The following is a 21,333-nucleotide window of genomic DNA, read 5'->3' as shown; positions in this document are numbered from 1 at the left end:
GGGCGCCGCGCCGTGCGCGCCGGACCGGGGGCCTAGGTCGCCCCTTTTGGATCTTGTCGGCCGCGCCCGCGGCATCCGGTGCCATGGGGTCTCCCCAGGCCCGCAGGGCCGAGGGGAAGCAGGGCGAGGCGGAGGAGCGCGCCGCGTACTGGACGCACGCGGTCGCCCCAACGACGCGGCCAGGTGCGGTGCCGGGCGTCGCGGGCCCGGCACGATCCGAACGAGACGGCCAGGCCGCAGCAGCCGGCCGCGGCGTTCGGGTCGCCGGTGACCCCGCAGGCCGGGAAGTCGGACTTCGGCGCCGTCTGCGGCAGGCACGCGAAACCGATCGCGATCCGGTCTCCGCCGACGGACACCGGGCCGACCTGGACGGTGGGGCCGGAGTCGAAGCGGGTGGAGGAACCGGCGGCGGCCTCCAGTCGCATCCCGTGGGTCGACGCCCGGTCGACGTCGAGCCGCGGATCCGCCTCCAAGAAGGGGAAGTGCGAGGTGACGCCCACCGGCAGGGCGGCGGCGTTGTGGACGGTGAGGGTGACTGCCGGGTCCGGCGCCGCGGCCGTGTCCGAGGCGGGCAGGACCGCGCCCGGGGCGGACCCGTCGCGCTCCTGCGCGCCGAAGGGCCCGCTGATCGCGGCCCGGCGGGTGCCGCCCTCGAAGACGGCCTCGACCTGGACCCCGGTGACGATGTCGACGACCCCGGGGAGCACGCCGTCCGGGCCCAGGACGCCGCGGCCCCACCCCAGGGCGCCGACCAGGCGCGACCGGTCGCACGCCGCCCCGCACACCGTGCCCTTGATCAGCGCGGTCGCCCGTCGGGCGCTCCGCCGCAGGCCCCGGGCGTGCCGCGCGCGGTCCGGTTCGGCGGCGGCGGGGAGCAGCTGCCGGTCACGTGCGGTGGGGGTCAGGGGCATGAGGTCCCCCGACCGTCCCGCACCCGGCGCCGGGGGTCGGGGGCCGGTCGAAACCTTCATGGTCATTCCTTCCTCCGGAAGGCGGGCGAGGGTACGGCCGGGGCCGGTACATCACCGTCCGGATGCGTGGTGCGCGAGGCTGCGGCCGTGGGCCGGTGGCGCGCCGGGGGACGCCTCACAAGGTGCGTCGAGGGGTACCTCGAGGAGTGCGGGCCGGGCGCGGGCCGTGAGGTTGCACGGGCCGGCAGGCGGTCCGATGGGACGGGAGATTCGGTCCGCCCTGCTCGGAATCCTCACTCTGGCATTGACTGAAAATTCAGTCAAGAGGCTGAACAGGCCCGGGTCCACAAGGAGACTCGGGAGTCGAACAGGGGACGAGTGGGAGTCGCGCGGGGGTCGGGCGCAGGACCTGCGGGACGCGTACGCGGGCGCGGGGCGCCAGGGGCCACGGCCGGGGCACGGCCGGGGCGGCACCCGGGCAAGGCCGGGTCGGGTCGGGTCGGGTCGGGTCGGGTCGGGTCGGGTCGGGGTAGTGGAACGGTCCCGGCCGGCGGCCGTCAGCGCTGCCCGAGCCCCGAAAGCTCGGCGTCGATGGCGCCCCGCATCAGCTCGCGGGCATGGTCGATCTTGATGCCGCCGCTCAGCCAGCGCATGCTCAGCCCCTCCAGCAGGGCGGTGAGCCGCTCGGCGGCCCCGGCCAGCGCGGAGGCCGGCACCATCGGCTGGACCTGGCCCAGCAGCGCGGCCACCTCCTGGACCCACACCAGGGTCGCCCGCGCCAGGTCCTCGCGCAGGACCTCGTCGAAGACGGCGCTCGCCCGCAGTTCGCCCCAGGCCGAGCTGTTCTCCCGTACCTCCACGGTGTCCTGGAGCTCCAGCAGGAGGGTCTCCTCCAGCTCTTCGCGCGCGGTCAGCGGCGGGTCGTCCGGATCGCGGTCGGTGGTGTAGCGCTCGGCGCGGTCGTTGATGAACTCCAGCGTCTGGCGCAGGACGCCCGTACGGTCCTTGAAGTGGTAGTAGATCAGGGCGGTGGAAACGCCGGCCTCGGCCGCGAGTTCCTCCACGCGCAGCCCGCGCACACCGCGGCGGGCGATCACCCTGGCGGCGGCTTCGAGGATCTGAGTACTACGAGACGACATGCTCCGCACCTTACCGGGATGATCGGGCGGGTACGTACGCGGCCCGTCACCAGGAGTCCCGCCCGCGCGGGCCGCCCCGGCGGGCGGGACCGTCCGTGCCGGACGGGGCGGCCCGGCCATCAGACGGCCGGCGGCACGGCCGGGTGGGACTGGGTGGCGCAGTGGATCCCGCCGCCGCCGGAGGCGATGCCGTCGATCCGGAGCTGCTCGACGCGGTAACCCGGGTAGGCGGCCTGGAGGATGGCGTAGGCGACGCCGTCGGCACGACCGTCACCGAACCGCGGCGCGATCACCGCACCGTTCGCCGTGTAGTAGTTGGTGTAGCTGGACAGGAACTCGTCGCCCTGGCCGGTGATCTCGCGCCGGTCCGGGCCGGGCAGCTCGGTGATCGACAGGCGGCGGCCCCGGGCGTCGGTGGCGCTCTGCAGGGCCCTCTTGGTCTCCTCGTAGACGGCCACCCACTTCTTGTCCGCGACCGGGCCGGGCTTGTCGAGGATGACGCGGCCGGGACCGATGAAGCGGGCCAGACAGTCGATGTGACAGTCGGTGATGTCTTCGCCGGCGAGGCCCGGCACCCAGATCACCTTGTCGATGCCGAGCGCCGTCTTCATGGCCTGCTCGACCTGGGCCTGGCTCATGCCCGGGTTCCGGTTGGCGTTCACCATCGAACTGACCGTGGCCAGCAGGGTGCCCTCGCCGTCGGTCTCCAGCGAGCCGCCCTCGCCGACGAAGCCCGCACGGATCCGGTTCACCTCGTACTCGGCGAGGAGCGTGCGGGCCGCCGCCGCGTCGTTGGCGAAGGGCTGCGCGTACTTCGTACCGGCCTTGCCCCAGCCGTTGAAGTTGGTGTCCACACCGGCGACGGCACCCGGGGCGACGACGAAGGTGGGGCCGAAGTCCCGGATCCAGAGGTCGTCGTTGGGGATGTCGATGACCTGGATTCCGTAGTAGGCGCCCAGTCCGCACTGGTAGCGGGCCTCGGCGACCTGGCCGGGGCGGGCCAGCACCACGACCGGCTCGTAGCGCGAGATCGCGTGGGCCACCTCGGCGATGTCCCTGCGTACCGCCGCGAGGCCGCTGCCCCACACCGAGGAGAGGGCCGGCCAGGCCATGTACGTCCGTACGTGCCGGTCGGTCTCGGCGGGCATGCGGAGCGTGCCGGTGCCGTTCTGGGCGGCCGACGCCGTCTGCACCAGCGAGGGGAGGCTGGAGCCGAGGGCCGCCAGCGGCAGCGCCGCCGCGCCGAACTGGAGCACGCGGCGGCGAGAGGTGCGGGGGTTGATATCCATGGTGACTCCCTGATGAGGAGGGGCGGGATGGACGGCATCCTTGCCTTAACTGAAAATTCAGTCAACCTTTCCTGCGTGTCGACCTGCCCCGTGGACCCTGTTCCGCTTCCGCGGATCAGCTCTTGCGGAAGTGGTCGACGGCGATCGTCACGGACCCTGCGGAGGTGGCCTCGATGAGCCGTACGATCACGACTTCCCGCTGGTCAGGGCTTCGCACGCAGAAGGGGCGCTCCTTCGCGAGCGTCTTGAAGGGCAGGGTCGTCACGGGCCGGGTCTCGATGCCCCGCGCACAGTCGTCCGGGGTCAGCTCTCCGCTTCCGTCGGCCACGAAGGCGTCGGACTCCTCGGAGAGCAGGAAGGCGTCTGAGCCGCGTGCGAGGTACCAAGCGGCGGTCTCGACGGGAACCACCTTCCCAGCGCGCAGGTCGAACTCGTAACCGGAATCCGGGGCGGTGAGCTCGGCCTGCGCGTATCCGGGCACGTACGCGGAGGTCGCCGGTCGGGGCGGGGCGGCGGTGGGTTCCGCGGCGGGGGCGTCGCCCTCCTCCGGGGGGAAGCCGAACCAGTAGGCGCCGCCTCCGCAGGCCAGCAGCGCCGCGGCGGCCAGGGCGACCGCGGGCAGCCGGCTCCGATCGCGCCGACGGTCACGGCGCGCCGGGGTCGCCGGGGTCACGGGGGCCGCCGGGGTCACGGGGGCCGCCGGAGCAGGGCTCGGGGCCGGGCCCGGGGCGGGGGCCGGGGCGTACGGCATGGTCCCGCCCGGCCCGGGGGCGGGGTATGCGGCCGCCGCCCTCGTCGCCTGGAGGTGCTCCGGTACGGGTACGGGTACGGGTACGGGCGGCCCCGGCCGACCGGACCCCGCGGACGGGCCGGACCCCGCGGACGGGCCTGACCCCGCGGGCTCGCCGGCCGGGCCGGCGTCCGCCCGGCCCCCGACCTCCTCCAGCACCGGCCGGGGCAGCCAGCCGTCGGTGAACTCCGGCCGCGGACCCACGAGGGGGTGCGCGTGGACGGCCGCGATCAGATCGGCGGTCGTGGGACGGTCCTGCGGAGACTTGGCCAGGCACCAGGACAGCAGGTCGTGCAGCTCGCGCGGGATCCGGCCGAGGTCCGGGTGCTCGTGGACGACCCGGTACAGGGCGCCGGACTCCGGCCCGTTCCCGAAGGGCGGGACCCCGGCCGCCACGAACCCGGCGAGCGCCCCGAGGGCGAACACGTCGGTCGCCGGCGTCACCGGGTGGCCCAGCGCCTGCTCCGGCGCCATGAAGGCGGCGGTGCCGATCCGCAGGCCCACGCCGGTCAGGGCGGCGGCGTCGGCGGCGCGCGCGATACCGAAGTCGATCACCCGCGGCCCGTCCCCCGCGATGAGCACGTTCGCCGGCTTGAGGTCCCGGTGCACGACGCCCACCCGGTGGATCTCCTGGAGGGCCTCGGCGATGCCGGCGACGAGCAGCAGCACCGTGCGCACCGGCAGCGGCCCGTGCCGCTGCACGACCTGGTGCAGCGAGGGGCCGGGCACGTATGCCGTGGCCAGCCACGGGGTGTGGTCGTCCTCGCCCGAGTCGACCACCTGCGCCGTGAAGAGGCCGTGGATCCGGCGGGCGCTCGCCACCTCCTGGGCGAAGCGCTCGCGGAACTCCGGGTCCGCGGCGAACTCGCGCCGGACTGCCTTCAGCGCGATGGGCCGGCCGCCCGGCGTGTACGCCAGGTAGACCACCCCCATGCCGCCGGAGCCGAGCCGGGCGTGGAGGCGGTAGCCACCGATCTCGTGGGGGTCGTCGGCGGACAGGGCCGTGAGGGCGGACTGTACGCCGGGAAGCTGAGCGAACATGCGGTGGCTCTTTCAACGATGCGGCAATGACCTGGGGCGCATCGTGCCGCTAACTAAAGTTTCAGTCAATGTGTGACAATGCGAGACGCACACCGCCAGAAGGGAGGATCACCCAGTGTCGGATCGAAGAAGGGCCATCCTGGAGGGCGCCGCCCGGGTCATCGCCAGGCGCGGGGTCCGCGGGCTGCGGGTGGGCGACCTGGCCGCCGAGGCCGGCGTGTCGACCGCCTTGATCTACTACCACTTCAAGGACCGGACCGGCATCCTGCGGCACGCCCTGGCCTTCATCGGCGACCGGGCCGACCGCTACACGGGCGCCGCGGGCGGAGTGGGCGCCGCGCTCCCCGCGACGGACCCGCGCCGGCTCTTGGAGCGGATCCTGCTGCTCGAGTTCCAGGACCTGCCCGAAGTGCGCGAGAACAGCACGGCCTGGGGGGAGCTGCGGGCCCACACGATCTTCGACCCGGAACTGCGCGAGGAACTCACCGCGGCCGGCGCGGCCTGGGTGGAGGAGGTCGCCAACCTGCTGGCCGCCGCGTGCCCGGCCGCGCCGGGCGCTGCCGTCGGCGCCGCCGCCGAGCGGCTGACCGCCCTCCTGGAGGGTCTGAGCAGCCGCTGGCTGAGCGGCCTGCTGCCCGTGGCGCACGCCCGCGACCTGATGCGCGGGGCGATCGGAGTCGAGATCGACCGACTCGGTTCCTTCACCACGTAAATTGACTGAAATTCCAGTCAGTACGACAGTGGACGACATCCGGCCGCACCACTTTCCCGTGCGTACCGGACGTTCTCGGTGCAAAGCGTGCACCCTTTGGATAGGGCCCGGCTCGCCGGCTTGCCACGCCTCCCGTGCCCGCCCTGGCCGGACGCCTCTCGCTCCGCCAGCACACGATCGGAGTCCCCCGTGTCGTTCACTCCCCCCACCCGCCGGTCCGTCCTCCGTACCTTCGCCGGGATCGGCGCCGCCGTCTTCGGTGCGGCGGCCTGCGGTCCCGCCGAGTCCGGTACGCGGCCCGGCGCCGCCGGCTCCTCCCAGCCCAGCGCGGACGGAAAGCGCCGGTTCGGCGCCGAGTGGGAGAGCCACACCCGCACCTTCATGTCCTGGCCGGCCCTCGCCTCGGTCTGGGAGCAGGACCTGCCCTACGTGCGCGAGGACATCGCGCGGATCGCCCGGGCTGTCGGCGACTACGAAGAAGTGATCATGATGGCGCGGCCCGACCAGGTGGCCGCGGCCCAGAAGGCCGTCGGCTCCCAGGTCGAGGTGATCCCCCTGGCCGTCGACGACCTGTGGGCCCGCGACACCGTCCCCGTGTTCGTCGAGGAGGGCACCAAGGTCGTCGGCGTCGACTTCAACTTCAACGGCTGGGGCAACAAGCAGGAGCACACCAACGACGCCCAGGTCGGGCGCCTGCTGCTGCAGAAGTACCAGATCCCCAGGGTGCAGGCCCCGCTCGTCGCCGAGGGCGGTTCCTTCGAGACCGACGGCGAGGGCACCCTGATGGTCACCGAGAGCTCGATCGTCAACGACAACCGCAACAAGGGGAAGTCCCGGGACACCATCGAGGCCGAGCTCAAGCAGACCCTGGGCGTCCAGAAGGTCATCTGGCTGGCCGGCGTGCGCGGCGAGGACATCACCGACGCGCACGTGGACAGCCTCGTACGCTTCACCGCCCCCGGTGTGGTGCTGCTGGACCGCGCCCACCCCAGCACCCCGCCGGACTCCTGGTCCCGCTCCGCCGACCAGGCGAAGTCCGTTCTGTCGAACGCGACGGACGCCCGCGGCCGCCGTTTCGAGGTCATCGACCTGCCGCAGCCCGACCTGAACCGGATCACGGGAGAGGGAGACGACTTCGTCTCCACCTACGCCAACTTCTACGTCGCCAACGACTCGGTGTTCATGCCCCAGTTCGGCGACCGCAAGGCGGACGACCGCGCCCGCGGCATCCTGCGGGAGCACTTCCCGAAGCGGGACGTCGTCATGGTGAAGATCGACACCATCGCCTCGGGCGGCGGCGGCATCCACTGCTCCACCCACGACCAGCCCGGCAAGCCCGCCGCCTGATCCGCGCCCGCACGCGCCCCGCACCCGCGCCCCGCGCCCCCGCACCACCGGAGACACCGTGTCGAACTCCCACCGCCCCGCACGCCCCGCGCGCCCCGCGCGCCGCGTCCCGCTGCTGCCGGGCCTGGTCCTGATCGCCATCGTCGCGGCGGTCATGGTGGGAGCGTGGCTCCAGTTCGGGGAACGCCAGGCCCTGGACACGGTGTACACGGCGGGGCGTGCCGACCGGGACCGCATCGACGTCAACGCCACGATCCAGCGCGTCGACGCCGCGGGCCGCGAGATGACGCTGCGCGTCCTGGTCACTCCCCGGGGCGCCCTGGCCGAGGCCGACGGGGTCTCCCCCACCGAGGACCTCACCGTCCAGACCTCGACGGCCACCCGGGGCGACCTGACCTTCAAGGCGCACCAGCGCATCTCCACGATGGACGTGCCCGTGGCCCTGACGGGCGGCTCGATCACGGACTACCCGTTCGACGCCTACGGGGCGGACGTCGAATTCGGTGCGGTGCTCGGCGGCGAGAAGGTCCCGGTCCGGGTCACGCTCTCCAACAACGACGTCCTGTTCTCGGCGACGGTCGACGCTTCCACGGTGCAGGGCATCGCGGTCCTCGACATCGAACTGGCCCGGTCCAACAGCGTCTTCATCTTCGCGATCTTCATGATGCTCGCCATGTGGGCGCTCGCCGTCTCGGTCCTGATCGGCGGCTGGTACCTGGTCACCCGCCGCAAGGGCCTGACCTGGCCCGCCCTCGGCTGGATGGCCGCCACCCTCTTCGCGCTGGCCGCCTTCCGCAACACGGCCCCGGGCTCCCCGCCCATCGGCTGCCTGCTCGACTACATCGCCTTCCTCTGGGCGGAGACGGTCATCGCGTTCTGCCTCATCACGGTGGTCGTCACGGGCATCCGCGCCGAACCCCCGGCGACGACCCCCACGGACGCGCCCTCGTAGGTGCGGGTGGGAACCCGGGTGGCCCGGTCAGTCGGCGGCACGGCGCCTGCCCCGTCCGCGGCGCGGGTAGGGGAAGAGCCGCGGCGAGCGCTTGGCGGCCACGTCCTCCACCCAGCCGAAGGCCAGCACGAACAGCACGAGCAGCGGGAGCGCCACCAGCAGCGTGAACCATTGGCTGGCCAGCAGCCACTGGAAGTGCGCGTAGACGAAGGGCACGCTCCAGAGCGGGTCGATCAGCGGGACGGCGGCCACCAGGGCGACTTGGTGCCAGAGGTAGACGCTGACGGCGCGCGCGTTGAGCAGGCTGACCAGGCCGTTCCAGCGTTCCAGCGGCCTGGGCCAGCGCTCCCAGTACGGGCTGACGTGGAGCAGGAGGGCGACGGAGCCGAAGGACCACAGGGCCTGGGCTATGGGCCAGGCCTCGATGTCGGTCGTCACGGTCGGGTCGACCGGACGGGTCTGCAGGTACCAGAAGCCGGCCACCATGATCAGCGGTGCGACGGACGGCAGCACGTACTGCGGGATCTTCTTCAGCAACCCCTCCTGGTGGGCCATGCCGAGGATCCAGCAGGCGCCGAAGGTGGCGAAGTCGTTGGCGGTCTCCCAGACCCGGCCGTAGACGAACTCCTGGTCGGCGAAGAACACGTTCATGACGATCACCATCGCCAGCGGAGCGGACAGCGTCGCCACCGGGAACCGTCGCAGTGCCCGGAGCAGCAGCGGCGAGAGAAGGACGTACCACAGGTACGCGCGCAGGTACCAGAGCGGGACGATGACCTGCGCTGCCCAGGTGTCTTCGACGAACGGGAAGCCGGCCAGCTCCTCCGCGTACGGCGGGGTGCTCAGCGGCAGGATCCAGAAGGCCAGCTTGGCCCACCACCAGGTGGGGTGGCCCTCGGACCGGGGGCCCCAGCCGGCATGGATCTGGAGGCCGATCATGATGGCGCCGAACAGCCACATCGGCGGCAGCAGGCGGCGCAGTCGGCCGCGGACCACGCCAAGGGCGGGACGGCTGAGCGAGCGGGCCATCAGCGAGCCGGCCAGCGCGAACATCACGCCCATCGACGGGAAGACGAGGGGCAGCCAGAACCAGCCGAAGTTGTGGTAGAGCACCACGCGGCCCAGTGCCAGCGCGCGCAGCAGGTCGAGATAGCGGTCCCGGCCGCCCTTGTGTTCGGTCGGCGGCTGCGCCCGCAGCTCCGGCGCAGGTGTCGGCTCCAGGGCGGGATTCCGCCCCGGCTCAGCTCGCAGTGCGGCCGGAACCCGCAACTGCACGGTGTCCCCGGTGCGACCGAGGTCGAAGGATGCGCTCACGGTCAGGCCTCCACCGGTACGACGACCTCGCCGGTGCGCCGGAGCTTCTGCCAGCGCAGCCGGCCACCGGTCAGCGCCGTGATCGCGGACTGCAACAGGACGATGTACATGAGCTGCCGGTAGACCAGTTGCTGGATCGGCAGGCTGATCAGGTGCCAGGGCTTCTCGCGGTCGAGCCGGAAGGCGTACCAGGACAGGGCGGCCTGGAGCAGGATGAAGCCGCCCCAGCTGGTGAGGGTGATCGGGGCGTCCCCGAACAGCACGCCGTACAGCAGGAACATGTCGACGAGCGGTGCCAGGAGCGGGGCCACCACGCCGAACAGCACGACGAGCGGTAGCCCGAGTCGCCCGAAGCGGCCGGCCGGCCCGCGGGAGGTCACCGCGCCCCGGTGCTTCCACATCGCCTGCATGCTGCCGTAGCTCCAGCGGTAGCGCTGGGACCAGAGCTGCGGAAGGCTGGTGGGCGCCTCGGTCCAGGCGCGGGCGTGCTCGGCGTAGACGACCCGCCAGCCGTCGCAGAGCATCGCGATGGTGATGTCGGTGTCCTCGGCGAGGGTGTCGTCACTCATCCCGCCGACCCGGCGCAGGGCCTCCTTGCGGAAGGCGCCGACCGCGCCGGGGATGGTCGGGATGACGCCCAGCACGTCGTACATCCGGCGGTCGAGGTTGTGGCCGAGGACGTACTCGATGTGCTGCCAGGCGCCGATCAGGCTCTCGCGGTTGCCGACCTTGGCGTTGCCCGCGACCGCGCCGATCGCCGGATCGCCGAAGGGCTGGACCAGCTCGCGCACGGTGGACGGCTCGAAGACGGTGTCGCCGTCCATCATCACGATGATGTCGTGCGAGGCCGCCGCGATACCGGTGTTGAGCGCGCTGGACTTGCCGCCGTTGACCTGGCGGATCAACCGGACGAACGGCATGGCCATCTCCTCGACCATGTCCGCCGTGCCGTCCGTGGAGCCGTCGTCGATGACGATCACCTCGATCGGATGGTCACTGGCGGCCAGGGAGTGGAGGGTGTTGGCTATGCACTCGCGTTCGTTGTAGGCCGGGACCAGTACGGTGACCCGTTCGGTCACCGGTGGTCCCCAGGCGTCGCGCCGCTTGGAGCGGCGGGCGTGGATCGGTGCAAGAACGATCATCAGCGCGAAGCGGCCGAAGTTGAGGAAGCCGACGAGGGCCAGCAGCCAGACCAGCACCGGCAGGGTGTGCACGGCGACCTGGGTGGCCCAGATGAACCCCTTGCCCGCCCACAGCTGGAATCCGCTCACCGGCACCGTCGCGCTGGAGGCGCCGAGCGCCTCGGAGATGGTGGTGAAGCGGTAGCCCTGGGCCTGCAGACGGTCGATGATCTGCACGAGCGCGGCGAGGGTCTGGGTACGGTCGCCACCCGCGTCGTGCAGCAGGATCAGCGCACCGGCACCGGGCTTGGCCGGCATCGCCGCCTTGACGATGGCGTCCACGCCGGGGCGCTTCCAGTCGTCGGTGTCGCGGTCGATGAACGCGGTGAGGTAGCCGCGCGCGCCGACGTACTTGATGACCGGATAGTTCCAATCGTCCATCGCGGTGGCGTCGGAGGAGTACGGCGGGCGGAACAGCGCGGAGTGGACGCCCGCGACCCCGGCAAGTGCCAGCTGTGTCTGCGCCAGCTCCCAGCTGATCCGGGCATGGGACTGGTACACCAGGTCGGGGTGGGTGAAGGTGTGCACGCCGAGTTCGTGGCCGCCCGCGACGATCTGGCGGATCAGCTCGGGATTGCGCGTGGTCATCGCGCCGGTCACGAAGAAGTCCGCCCGCACCTTGCGGGCGGCGAGCACCTCCAGGATCTTCGGGGTCCACTCCGGCGAGGGGCCGTCGTCGAAGCTCAGCACCGCGGTCCGGTCGGGGATGTGGTAGCTCACCGGGTGCTCGTTCTTGGCTCCGCGCGCGTCGATGACCGGACCGCCCTTGAGCAGCTTCTCCGGCACGGTCGTCTTGTCGACCGAGATCGCGATCCGGGAGTCGTGGAACGCCTCGTTGGTGGCGAGGCCGCGCAGGACGAGGAGCGCCAGCAGGCAGGCCAGCAGCGACAGCGGCATGAAGAAGCGCAGCGGTGGCGCGGCCAGTCGGCGCGGCCTGAGCAGGGACTGCCGGCGGCGCTGGTGGCGGGACAATGACGCTCCTGGAGATGGCGGTGCGGGTGATCAGGGTTGCTTGGCCGGCCGGCCGGAAGGCTTCGCCCCGCGTGGCGCGGTGGCTCCGGGCTTCGGTGTCGCACCCGTCTTCGAGGTGGCGGCCGAGCTCTTCGAGGTGGCGGCCGCGGTCTTCAAAGTGGCGGCCGAGCTCTTCGTCTGCGGTGTCGCGGACCGCGCGACCGTCCGTGGTGCGGACGAGGCGGTCGAAGCGGACGACGGGGTGCGCGACGGCGCGGGTGAGGGTGACGGGGCGGGCGGCCGCGAGGGTTGCGCGGGTATGCCCATCGCCGGCGCGTCCGCCTGCACACCGATCAGGCTGCTGCCCATGGCGACCGCCAGGATCGCGCCGACCACGGAGACCGGCCAGCCGACGCCGCGCAGCAGACGGCCGCGCAATCCCGACTGGTCGACGAAGACCGGTGCGGGGCCCGGCTCCTCGAAACTCGACTCGCACATGTCAGATGGTGCCTCGCGTGCCGATTCGCGTTCGACGGAAGTGATGACAGGGCGCACCTTGCGAGGCCTTTCAGTGCAGGGTACGTAGACCGTGGAACCGCACGGCGAACGCTAGCGCACCGGCCGCATTCACAGGGTGCGCGATGTGCGAATTTGATGGGATCTGGCCAGGTGCCGTAATCAGATTGAAATGCCTACCGATAGGTACCGACGCACAGGCACCCGCACAATCCGCGTACTGATCAGCACGCGCCCGGCCGGTGACATTCGTTTTCTCCCGGCACCATCGCCGCCGCCGCAACCGCGTGCGCAACACCGTCCGAGCCGTCGTTAGGATGACCCCTTCGTGCGACCGGTAATGGTCGTTGATCCTTTTCTAAAGGGCGTGTCCGGGTACCGCCTTTACGCCCCCAGGAGCCTGTGTGAGCCAGCCCCGTCGCACCCCTCGTCGTCGCGCGTGGACCGTGCTCGCGCTGCCCGCCCTGCTGTGCGTACTCGCCGCGTGTTCCGGCGGCTCCCCATCCGGTGAGGGGGTCGATGACGCCGCCCCGAGCACCGCGCCGACCCCGTCCGGACCGCCGGGAACCCTGTTCGACAACTTCCACTACAGCGGCCCCGACGACCCCTCGCTCGCCGCCCACGGTTGGCAGGTCCGTACCGACGGGGGTGGCCCGGGGATCAAGGACACCTGGTCCACCACCGGTGCCGGCTTCCCCTCCGACCCGACGGCGCAGGGGGGCAGGGTCCTAAAGTTGCAGGCCTCCACCGACGGCACCAAGGAGGGCACTCGGCAGGTCGAGGTGCAGAGCACCGGCACCGGCCTCTTCACGGGGACGTACGCCGCTCGCGTCCACCTCAGCGACAAGCCCACGAGCGGTCGCAACGGCGACCACGTCGTCGAGACCTTCTTTCCGATTTCCGCCTCGGACGCCTCGGACGCCTCGACGAACTACAGCGAACTCGACTACGAGTACCTGCCGAACGGCGGCTGGGGTTCGGTGGGACCACAACTCGACACCACGAGCTGGTTCAAGGCCGATCCGCCGGACCGGGTAACTCACGCACTCAAAAAGCGCGTTGCCGGGTGGCACCTCTTGATGATCACCTTCATGAACGGAAAGGTCACCTACTCCCTCGACGGCAAGGAGTTGTTCACCAGTTCCGGAAAGTACGTCGCGCGCGAAGAAATGGACGTCCACTTCAGCAACTGGTTCATCGACCTTCCCTTCACCGGCGGTTCGCGGACGTGGGACATGAAGGTCAACTGGTTCTACTACAAAGCCGGTGAGGCCGTTTCCCAGGCGGATGTCCAGAAAACGGTGGACGGCTTCTACAGTTCCGGCATCAACCACCTCAACACCGTGCCGAAGTCCTGACCCCGGTCCGGGTTCCGTGAACGGATGCGGTGGCCGAAGCCGAACAGGACGTTGACGGCGGGGGGTTCGGGGTGGGCGGGCCCGCCGGTGCGGCCCGCCCGCCCCGACGGTCAGTCGACCGCCACGATCTCGTTCACGATCCATGCGCCGAGTTCTTCGGTCATGGTGGTGTGTCCCTCGTTGCGGCTGGCGCACACGAAGGCGTCGAGCGCGCTGTGCTCCGGTGCGATCGGACGGTGGAGCGCCTTCGGGTCGTCGATCTCACCGGCCGCGACGGCGCTGATGCTGGGGATGAAGCAGGACGTGCGGATGACCTCCGGGTCCACGGCGTTGCCGAGGAGGCCCATGAGGAGGGCGGCCAAGCCGAAGCTGCCCGGGTCGCCGGCGGGGGACGGCATGGTGAACAGGCCGCCGGGAGCGCCGTCGATGTCGGGCAGCCCGCTGGTGCGGATCGAGATCGGCTCCTCGCCCGTCTTCTGCAGGCGTGCGACCACCTGGTTCCCCTGCGCCTGGGTCTTGAGCCACGTGTCGTGCAGCGTTTCTCCGTCGCACCTCACCGCGGTCGCATCGGGCCGGACGCCGTTGCCGACGCCGGTGGCCACTCCGTTGGCGACACCGATCTTCCGGACCTGGCGCGGCCACCCGCCGAGTTCGTCGAGCTTCTTCAGGAACTCCACCCGCTCCGGAGCCTGCTGGGGGGTCTCCGTGGCCTTTCCGATGTGCCACCGCGCCATCTGCTTCGCGGCGGGGCTGTTGAGCAGGCCGGAGAACTGGCGCAGGACGGGGCCGATGCCGTCCGCGTCTCCCCACTTGTCCGTCGCGAAGTGCGTGAAGGCTTGCAGGGCGACGGGGAACCATCCGCCGTGGTGGGGAGAGTCGTAGGAGAAGTAGAGGGACGTCTCGTGGTCGGGCAGCGCGGGGTCCTGCTCCATCTTGGCGAGCGCGTAGCGGGTGACCATTCCGCCCATGCTGAACCCGCCCACGGCCAGCTTCGCCCGGCCGACCCGCTCGGCAATGGCGCGGCGGACGCAGTCGATGGCGGTGTCGGCGTTGGCCGTGATCGATGCCGTCCGGTCGTCGTAGCCCAGGATGATCACGTCCCGGCCGGTCGCGTGGAGTTCGGAGACGAAGCGGTATTCGCTGTTCTCCTCCAGGCCGTGCCAGAGCTGGTCGAGGTTGCTCGACCCGCCGGAGAAGCCGTCGGAGAGGATGACGGGCCTGATGAGCTGCCTGCGGTTCAGCGGACTGTAGTAGACCCAGGCCGTGCCTCCGGCGAGGTTCCATTCGTCATGCGGCTCCGGCGCGGGCGGGTACGAGGAGCGGGTCCCGGGGGCGACCGGTCCCCAGACGTCGACGACAGGGGTGGACATGATCAGCTGACTCCTTGCGCAGTTCACGGGTTCACTGAAGGCCGGGTCGCGTTCCGCCGTCATCGCAAGCTCGCGACCGCCCGACACCATGGTTACAGAAATCACGCGCTCGACTACTCAACGTGATGGATGTCGGGAAACACCTTGCGTACCACCAGCCCCGCTGCTCCCTACGTCACCATCAACACCTTCCGCCACACCACGCAGGCAGACATCCACGCTCCGCTTCGCGCCATCCCCCGGCCGACCCGGAGGCCGGGAAGGGAAGAGACTTCCGAACCCGGGCCGACTTCGGAGGGGCGCCCGGCTCTCACCGGCGGTCGGAACCGAGCCTCGGCGGCGGGGAACCCCGCGCCCTGCTGCGTGGGCACGGCTCGGTTTCCGGCGCCGAGGCCTTCGCCCGTACCCACCGGGCCGTCGCCCGGGGCGGCGGAGCCAGTACGCCTGGCGGCCGTACCTGCTGACCTGCGTACGCCGCCCGGCGACCACCGTCGGCGACACCCTGGTGCACGTGGCCTCGGGCCTGTGCGTCGGCCTTGGCAGCTCTCGTGTGGGCCGTAGTGGTCGGTGTCCCCGGCTATTCGGGGGAACCGGCGGCCACCCCGATCCTCTCCGACCGACTGCGGGCATGGATCGGTGGGACGAAGGGGACACACGATGCCGCTCTATCTGTCGAGGTTCAGCTACACACCGGAGACTTGGGCGAGGCTGATCGGCCACCCCGAGGACCGCGCACAGGCCGCGCGGTCGTACATCGAGTCCGTGGGCGGGAAGCTCCACGGGTTCTGGTACGCCTTCGGCACGCACGACGGCTACAACCTCTGGGAAGCCCCGGACAACGTGTCCATGGCCTCCGTCGCGCTGGCGATCAGCGGAGGTGGGGCGCTCAGCTCGTTCGAGACGACCGTTCTCATCAGCGTTGACGAAACGTTGGACGCCCTGCGCAGAGCGGAGCAGGTCCGGTACCGGGCACCTGGCGAGTAGCGGCCCCGCGAGCGGGCTCTCTGCCGCGGCCGGTGCATCACCGGCGTCAGCGCCGGCGTACGACGCGGGCACGCACCGCTGCCGCGCGCGGACGTCGATGGCGGGTCCTGACCGCTCCCACGAAGCGGCGCGTCACCCGTGACGACGTCGCCCTTGCGGAGCCTGACGGACGAACCGCCGCCGGCCGGACCGGGCCCGGCCGGGTTTCATGGCGCTCGCCGCCTGGCGCTCACTTCCCGGTGCGTGGTGCGGGTCGGCCCGTGCGGCGCGCCTCCAGTGCGCGCTTCGCTGCCGGCCATTCCGGCCGGGTGATGCTGTACACCGCCGTATCGCGGATCCAACCGTCCCGCATGACCATGTGGTGCCGCAGCACGCCCTCGTGCGTCGCGCCCAGCCCGGCGATCGCCGCCCGTGACCTCGCGTTCCGTACGTCCGTCAGCAGCTCGACCCGGTTCATCCCCAGCACCTCGAAGGCGTGCGTCAGCATCAGCAGCTTCGCCTCGGTGTTCGCGCCGGTCCGCTGACGGGACTCCGCGAGGAAGGTCCAGCCGATCTCCAACCTCCGCTGCGCGGTGTTGATCATCATCAGCCGGGTGGAGCCGAGGACCTCCCCCGTCGCCGCGTCCACCGTCGCGTACGGGATCTGCGTGCCCTCGGCGCGGGCCGCCATCGCTTCTTCGATGAAGCCGCGGACGTCGTCCGGGTGGGGGACGAGCGTCACGGCGAGCTCCCACAGGCTGCCGTCGCGCACCGCCGCGCACAGCCCGTCGTGGTGCCGCAGCTCCAGCGGCTCCAGCCGGACCCGCTCCCCCGCGAGTTCCACCAGCTCCACCGACGCCGGCGCCTTCGCCTTCGCCTGCTCCATGCCCGACCCGCCGTCCCCCGCGTCCATCACGACGGGCCGACCTTACTCGGCGCCGCTCACCGGCCCCACCGGAATTCGCCCGGAGCGGCGACCGGACCGGCCGGCCGCAGCGCCCCGCGCGCTCAGACCAGTTCGGGCTGCGGTTCGCGTCGCGGTTCCGGCACGCGCACCGTGGCCTCCGCGGCGGCCTCCCGTTCCCACTTCTTGGTGATCCGTACGAAGCCGTAGATCACCGAGCCCATCGCGAGGAGGAGCAGCGGCCCGAACACCCACGGGTACGCGGCCAGCTGCACCGACAGATAGCGGTACGAGGCCAGGTACGCGACGAACACCGCGGTGCCGTAGGTGGTCAGCAGGATGCCGGGCCGGTCCCAGCCGCGGGCGAGCGAGCGCAGCGCCGTCTCGATCGTGACCGTGAACACCACGCCGGCGATGATGTCCGCGCCGTAGTGGTAGCCGAAGCCCAGGGTGGCTCCGAGCGTGGCGATCAGCCAGAACGTGCCCGCGTGGCGCAGCGCCCGTGGGGCCCTGCGGGAATGGATGAAGATCGCGGTGGCCCACGCCGTGTGCAGGCTGGGCATGCAGTTGCGCGGGGTGAACTCGTCGAAGGGCATCGGTGCGGGGGTACCGAGCGGCGGCGGCGTGTTCGGCCACAGGTCGGCCACCGCCCACTGCGCGCCGTCCGCGCCGTAGGCGAAGATCGGCCCGACCACCGGGAAGATCATGTAGATGCCCGGTCCGAGCAGCCCGATGACCAGGAAGGTGCGCACCAGGTGGTGGCTCGGGAAGCGGCGCAGGGCCGCCACGTGGCGCAGCTGGTACAGCGCGACGGCGACCGCGGCGACGGCGAGCTGGATGTAGACGAATTCGAGGACGCGGAAGCCGACCGTGCCGGTGGCCTCGACGATCCGGCCCGCCACCCACGACGGGTTGCCCAGCGCGTGATCGGCGGTCGCCACGTACTGGTCGAGCACCATCGGGCGGGACTTCGAGGTGATCAGCAGCCAGGTGTAGCCGGTCTTGCGGCCGGTCACCAGCAGCAGGGCCAGTCCCACGCCCTTCAGCAGGAGGAGGCGCTCATGTCCGGTGCGACGCGTGACGGCGATGACGGCCCAGGCCAAGGTCACCAGCAACGCGCCGTTGCCGAACATCATCTGGGCGCCGACCACCCACCGCACGAGCCAGAAGACGAGGTCGATGCCGATCGCGGCGGCGAGCCCGATGAAGCGCTGCCGCCAGGTGAGCACCACCATCATCAGCGCCATGCTGGCGTACAGCACCGTCCCCGACTGGGGGGCGAAGATCACTTCTCGCGTCTGGACGGTGATCGGACCGGGCACGCCGTACTGGCGCGCGGCCAGCTCAAGTGCGACGAGGAATCCGAGCCCGATCACACCCACCGCGGCCCACAGCACGACCCGGGGTCGGGGACGCGTGGCGGACCTGGCGCCGTCGCCTATTCGAGAAAGAACCCGCGATATCGATGATGTCAATTTCCGGCCGCTTATCGTGGTCCAACGTGAACATTGTCAGACCGGACATGTTAACGGAGTGGGTAGGTTTGATTGATCGAGGGTGCGATACCTGACCGGAAACTGCAATCGGACGCCGCCCCCGGCGGGTACGGCTCCGGACGTCGGTCGGTGATCGCGATCTTGCCGTTGGCCGGGGCGGGCCGAGCGGGCGTCGCCGCCTCGGTCACGGTCACGGTCGCGGTCGCGGTCGCGGTGAGTCCCTTGAGGAGCCGGGCGAGGTCGACCCCCGTGGTGGAGCCGAGCAACTCCATGCCCTGGGCGACGTTCTCGGCGACGGTGCGGGACGGCTTGTTCGCGCCGTCCGTGGAGATGACGGTCATCTTGTCGATGGCGCTGAGCGGTTCGGCAGCCTTGGCGACCACCTGCGGGAGCCGGCCGGTGATCAGGAACGCCTCGCTGGGACCGGCGACCTTGTAACGGGTGACGACGACCAGGGCGAGCAGCGCGAGGAGTACGACCACTCCCACGACCGGAACGACGACCGAACTCATGGTGGATCCCCCCTGCCCGCTCTCACACGGGCAGATCGGTGGTGAAGGAGGAGGTGAAGCGCGCCCGGGTCAGCGGCCCGGGTCGGCGCTCGACGGCGCGCACGCCGACCGAGGTGGACGACGGCGTCGCCGTCACCCCCACCTCGGCGCCCAGGGCCACCGGGCCACCGGCGGTCGCGGCGTACTTGACCGGCTGGCCGCCCAGCCTCAGCAGGACCTCCCCGTACCCGCCCGCCGGAACGGCGGTGACCACGGTCCCGGCCGACCCGACGAGCTCGCCGTGGCGCGGGCCGCCCCGCTGCCGTCCCGGGAGAGGGCCAGGCCCAGTCGGTACGTCGACCGGCCGGCCCCCGCACCGGCCGCGGCCCGGCGGCGGCTGCCGCTCCCGGCCCGAGACCCGTGGTCCCGAGCACGATCGCCCCCGTGAAACCGAGCATCGAGACGAAGCCCGCGACCACCGGGAACGACAGCCACCCGTCGAACACCGGCGAGCCGGCCAGCAGGACGATTCCCCCGATGCCGAGACCTAGAAACAAGGCCATGAGCACCTCCCCCGCCGGGCCGACGTTTCCGCCGGACAACCGCATCGTGCCAGCGCGCGAAGGTGCCGCACATTGCCCGCCTCCGGCAATCCTTACGACTCTTTGACGCCGCGGTCCGGCAGGGTGCCCCCGGTCACGCCGTGGCGTCGGGCCAGCCCAGCAGCCGTGATCCGATCACCGCGGTCTGGAGCGTGTACCGGTCCGCCGGGTCCGCCGGGTCCGCACCGGTGAGGGTGTGGATGCGCCCCAGCCGGTACGTCAGGGCGCGCACGCTCAGCGAGAGGCGGCGGGCGGTCTCCGTCGCCACGCAGCCGCTGTCGAAGTAGGCGGTGAGGGTGTCCAGCAGGGGCCCGGGGCCGCCGCGCGCCTGGTGGAGCGGGCCCAGGACGCTCTCCACGAGGTCGGCCATGGCTTGCCGGTCGCGGCTGAGCACCGGGTAGACCAGCAGGTCGGACGCGTGCAGCACCGGCCCCTCCAGCCCCATCCGCTCAGCGAGATCAAGGGGCGTTGAGGGCTTCTTCGTAGGAGTGGACGACCCCGCCCGGACCCGGGTGGGAGCGGCCGATGGCGACGCGCCCGCCGTCCGTCGCCGCGTGGGCCTGCTGGGCGAAGTGGGCCAGGACATCGGGCTGATCGCCGGGCGCCACGCAGATGAGGCTGCCGTCCTTGGTGGCCAGCAGGACCTGCCGGTTCCCGAACCGGCCGAGGACCGCCTCCTCGATGCGGCGCGCCACGGGGTAGCCGTCGCCGTACGGCTCGGGGCCGGCCACGGCCACCGCATGGGCCTGCGACAGGCGCAGCCCGAACCGTTCGGCCCGTTCCGCCAGCAGGCCCAGCCCGCTGCGCCCGTACAGCAGGTCGTCGATGAACTCCCGTCGCGCCGCCTCCTCCTGACGGACCGCCTGGCGCTGGGACCGCTCGTACCCCTCGACGAACGCGTCGACCGCCTGCTCGACCGCGGCGAGCAGCGTCGCCTGCGATCGCGTCGGGACGCCCTGGGCCGCGGCCAGGTGGTCCCGTATGAGCCCGCGCAACGGCAGGCCCGCCTCCGCCGCCCGCTGCCCCTCGCCGCGGCGGGAGTCGAGCTCGGTACGGGTGAGGCGACGCCCCGTGGCACACGCGTGCCGCAGCATGTCGACGTACTCGCCGAGCCGGTCCTCCGGCGCTTCCCGGTCCGCCACGTCCCTCGTTCCTCCCCCGATCCCGACGGGCACCGGCGCCCGTCCTCGATCCGGGACCAGGGTGACACGTGCGTCGGGGCGGACCGGCACGCGGACCTGGGGGCGTGCGCGCCGCGTCCGGTCCGAGCTCAGCCGGTACCGCGGGGGGTGGCTCGTGCGAGCAGCCCGTCGACGAACGTGCCCAGTCCCTGGGGGTAGATGTCCCGTGCGGCCAGCGCGGCCCATCGGACACCGATGGCGGCCAGGTGGGGCACCTGCGCCGGGTCCAGGTCGTCGCGGTAGGCGAAGGGTTGCCCTTCGTCCCGTCGGCGGGCGGAGTGGGCGCGGACGAGGACCTCGCCGACGGTGTAGTACCAGATGCTGCGGAAGACGTCGACGGTCTGTTCGGGTGTGCATCCGTGATCGTCGGCGCCGGCCACGATGGCTTCGACCATCCACATCGCCGATTCGTCGAGGAGGCCGACGAAACCGTCGGCCGAGAGGACCTCCGCGGCCCACGGCCAGGCCGTGAGGGCGTCGTGCATCGCGGTGGCGGCCGTGACGATGCGCTCGCGCGGCTCATCGGGCAGTTGGGGGCGCTCTATCTGCTCGATGTGTTGGTTGAGCAGGAGGAGCAGCAGGTCTTCCTTGTTCCGGATGTGGTGGTACAAGGTCGTCGCCCCGATGCCGAGCTCGGCGGCCAGGCGGCGGATCGTCAGCTTCTCCCAGCCGTCCTGGTCGATGAGCCGACGGGCGGCCACCAGGATCTGCGCACGGGAGGTCAGGGGCGGTCGGCCGGTGCGGCCGTGCGACGCGGGCGCTCGGGACATCGTCCCATCATGCCGCCCCGCCGTCCTCCGCCTCGAAACGGGTGCGGTTTCAGCC

The 21,333-nt window shown here is 71.6% G+C and carries 16 protein-coding genes and 3 pseudogenes; 5 read left to right on the top strand and 14 right to left on the bottom strand.

The window, feature by feature from the left end:
• Nucleotides 1-32: 32 nt before the first annotated feature.
• From OG594_RS37110 to OG594_RS37095, 4 genes are all read right to left on the bottom strand, one after another.
• On the bottom strand, nt 33-971 hold the full coding sequence (locus OG594_RS37110) for an urease subunit beta (RefSeq protein ID WP_266606794.1): 939 nt from the start codon (nt 969-971) through the stop codon (nt 33-35).
• Nucleotides 972-1,468: 497 nt separating this feature from the next.
• Nucleotides 1,469-2,050 (bottom strand): TetR/AcrR family transcriptional regulator, encoded by a 582-nt coding sequence (locus tag OG594_RS37105; RefSeq protein ID WP_266606793.1) that lies wholly within the window; start codon nt 2,048-2,050, stop codon nt 1,469-1,471.
• A gap of 119 nt (nt 2,051-2,169) precedes the next feature.
• Nucleotides 2,170-3,339: an agmatine deiminase family protein gene (locus OG594_RS37100; protein WP_266606792.1), complete on the bottom strand. Its 1,170-nt coding sequence runs from the start codon at nt 3,337-3,339 to the stop codon at nt 2,170-2,172.
• A gap of 115 nt (nt 3,340-3,454) precedes the next feature.
• Nucleotides 3,455-5,170 (bottom strand): serine/threonine-protein kinase, encoded by a 1,716-nt coding sequence (locus OG594_RS37095; protein WP_266606791.1) that lies wholly within the window; start codon nt 5,168-5,170, stop codon nt 3,455-3,457.
• 115 nt (nt 5,171-5,285) lie between these two features.
• Between OG594_RS37095 and OG594_RS37090 the strand changes: the two genes are divergently transcribed.
• The 3 genes from OG594_RS37090 to OG594_RS37080 all read left to right on the top strand — a co-directional run bounded on the left by OG594_RS37090 (nt 5,286) and on the right by OG594_RS37080 (nt 8,181).
• Nucleotides 5,286-5,882 carry a TetR/AcrR family transcriptional regulator gene (locus OG594_RS37090; RefSeq protein WP_266606790.1) on the top strand — a complete coding sequence of 199 codons (597 nt, stop codon included), beginning with the start codon at nt 5,286-5,288 and terminating at the stop codon, nt 5,880-5,882.
• A 189-nt stretch (nt 5,883-6,071) separates the two neighbouring features.
• Nucleotides 6,072-7,229, top strand: a complete 1,158-nt coding sequence (locus OG594_RS37085) for an agmatine deiminase family protein (RefSeq protein WP_266606789.1) — start codon at nt 6,072-6,074, stop codon at nt 7,227-7,229.
• 58 nt (nt 7,230-7,287) lie between these two features.
• On the top strand, nt 7,288-8,181 hold the full coding sequence (locus tag OG594_RS37080; protein ID WP_323185413.1) for a DUF4436 domain-containing protein: 894 nt from the start codon (nt 7,288-7,290) through the stop codon (nt 8,179-8,181).
• A 27-nt stretch (nt 8,182-8,208) separates the two neighbouring features.
• On the opposite strand, the gene OG594_RS37075 is transcribed toward OG594_RS37080, so the two are convergent.
• From OG594_RS37075 to OG594_RS37065, 3 genes are all read right to left on the bottom strand, one after another.
• Nucleotides 8,209-9,495 carry an acyltransferase gene (locus OG594_RS37075; protein WP_266606788.1) on the bottom strand — a complete coding sequence of 429 codons (1,287 nt, stop codon included), beginning with the start codon at nt 9,493-9,495 and terminating at the stop codon, nt 8,209-8,211.
• A gap of 2 nt (nt 9,496-9,497) precedes the next feature.
• Nucleotides 9,498-11,573, bottom strand: a complete 2,076-nt coding sequence (locus OG594_RS37070) for a bifunctional polysaccharide deacetylase/glycosyltransferase family 2 protein (protein WP_266608759.1) — start codon at nt 11,571-11,573, stop codon at nt 9,498-9,500.
• A 105-nt stretch (nt 11,574-11,678) separates the two neighbouring features.
• Nucleotides 11,679-12,125 carry a hypothetical protein gene (locus OG594_RS37065; RefSeq protein ID WP_266606787.1) on the bottom strand — a complete coding sequence of 149 codons (447 nt, stop codon included), beginning with the start codon at nt 12,123-12,125 and terminating at the stop codon, nt 11,679-11,681.
• 422 nt (nt 12,126-12,547) lie between these two features.
• On the opposite strand from OG594_RS37065, the gene OG594_RS37060 reads away from it, so the two are divergent.
• On the top strand, nt 12,548-13,501 hold the full coding sequence (locus OG594_RS37060) for a glycoside hydrolase family 16 protein (protein WP_266606786.1): 954 nt from the start codon (nt 12,548-12,550) through the stop codon (nt 13,499-13,501).
• A gap of 110 nt (nt 13,502-13,611) precedes the next feature.
• Here OG594_RS37060 and OG594_RS37055 read toward each other — a convergent pair whose 3' ends face one another.
• On the bottom strand, nt 13,612-14,871 hold the full coding sequence (locus tag OG594_RS37055; protein ID WP_266606785.1) for a triacylglycerol lipase: 1,260 nt from the start codon (nt 14,869-14,871) through the stop codon (nt 13,612-13,614).
• Nucleotides 14,872-15,528: 657 nt separating this feature from the next.
• Between OG594_RS37055 and OG594_RS37050 the strand changes: the two genes are divergently transcribed.
• Nucleotides 15,529-15,855: a GYD domain-containing protein gene (locus OG594_RS37050; RefSeq protein ID WP_266606784.1), complete on the top strand. Its 327-nt coding sequence runs from the start codon at nt 15,529-15,531 to the stop codon at nt 15,853-15,855.
• A 229-nt stretch (nt 15,856-16,084) separates the two neighbouring features.
• On the opposite strand, the gene OG594_RS37045 is transcribed toward OG594_RS37050, so the two are convergent.
• The 6 genes and pseudogenes from OG594_RS37045 to OG594_RS37020 form a co-directional block, all read right to left on the bottom strand.
• Nucleotides 16,085-16,747 carry a GNAT family N-acetyltransferase gene (locus OG594_RS37045; RefSeq protein ID WP_266608757.1) on the bottom strand — a complete coding sequence of 221 codons (663 nt, stop codon included), beginning with the start codon at nt 16,745-16,747 and terminating at the stop codon, nt 16,085-16,087.
• 95 nt (nt 16,748-16,842) lie between these two features.
• A complete protein-coding gene (locus OG594_RS37040; RefSeq protein WP_266606783.1) occupies nt 16,843-18,135 on the bottom strand; it encodes a DUF5933 domain-containing protein in 1,293 nt (430 codons plus the stop codon).
• A gap of 308 nt (nt 18,136-18,443) precedes the next feature.
• Nucleotides 18,444-18,626 (bottom strand): annotated as a pseudogene (locus tag OG594_RS37035) (flotillin family protein); the annotation flags it as partial.
• Between the two features lie 205 nt (nt 18,627-18,831).
• A pseudogene (locus OG594_RS37030) lies at nt 18,832-19,288 on the bottom strand (hypothetical protein); the annotation flags it as partial.
• Nucleotides 19,289-19,421: 133 nt separating this feature from the next.
• A pseudogene (locus OG594_RS37025) lies at nt 19,422-20,421 on the bottom strand (PucR family transcriptional regulator).
• 176 nt (nt 20,422-20,597) lie between these two features.
• Nucleotides 20,598-21,278 carry a TetR/AcrR family transcriptional regulator gene (locus OG594_RS37020; protein WP_266606782.1) on the bottom strand — a complete coding sequence of 227 codons (681 nt, stop codon included), beginning with the start codon at nt 21,276-21,278 and terminating at the stop codon, nt 20,598-20,600.
• Nucleotides 21,279-21,333: the final 55 nt, after the last annotated feature.

The sequence above is a fragment of the Streptomyces sp. NBC_01214 genome (assembly GCF_026340975.1).
Lineage (GTDB): Bacteria > Actinomycetota > Actinomycetes > Streptomycetales > Streptomycetaceae > Streptomyces.
This window is presented reverse-complemented; position numbering and strand designations above follow the sequence as displayed.

Bases quoted from the DNA above. Each gene is read 5' to 3' on its own strand.
- OG594_RS37100 (WP_266606792.1), bottom strand. From the start codon at position 3,339: ATGGATATCAACCCCCGCACCTCTCGCCGCCGCGTGCTCCAGTTCGGC.
- OG594_RS37065 (WP_266606787.1), bottom strand. From the start codon at position 12,125: ATGTGCGAGTCGAGTTTCGAGGAGCCGGGCCCCGCACCGGTCTTCGTC.
- OG594_RS37110 (WP_266606794.1), bottom strand. From the start codon at position 971: ATGAAGGTTTCGACCGGCCCCCGACCCCCGGCGCCGGGTGCGGGACGG.
- OG594_RS37095 (WP_266606791.1), bottom strand. From the start codon at position 5,170: ATGTTCGCTCAGCTTCCCGGCGTACAGTCCGCCCTCACGGCCCTGTCC.
- OG594_RS37050 (WP_266606784.1), top strand. From the start codon at position 15,529: ATGCCGCTCTATCTGTCGAGGTTCAGCTACACACCGGAGACTTGGGCG.
- OG594_RS37045 (WP_266608757.1), bottom strand. From the start codon at position 16,747: ATGGACGCGGGGGACGGCGGGTCGGGCATGGAGCAGGCGAAGGCGAAG.
- OG594_RS37020 (WP_266606782.1), bottom strand. From the start codon at position 21,278: ATGTCCCGAGCGCCCGCGTCGCACGGCCGCACCGGCCGACCGCCCCTG.
- OG594_RS37105 (WP_266606793.1), bottom strand. From the start codon at position 2,050: ATGTCGTCTCGTAGTACTCAGATCCTCGAAGCCGCCGCCAGGGTGATC.
- OG594_RS37070 (WP_266608759.1), bottom strand. From the start codon at position 11,573: ATGCCGCTGTCGCTGCTGGCCTGCCTGCTGGCGCTCCTCGTCCTGCGC.
- OG594_RS37055 (WP_266606785.1), bottom strand. From the start codon at position 14,871: ATGTCCACCCCTGTCGTCGACGTCTGGGGACCGGTCGCCCCCGGGACC.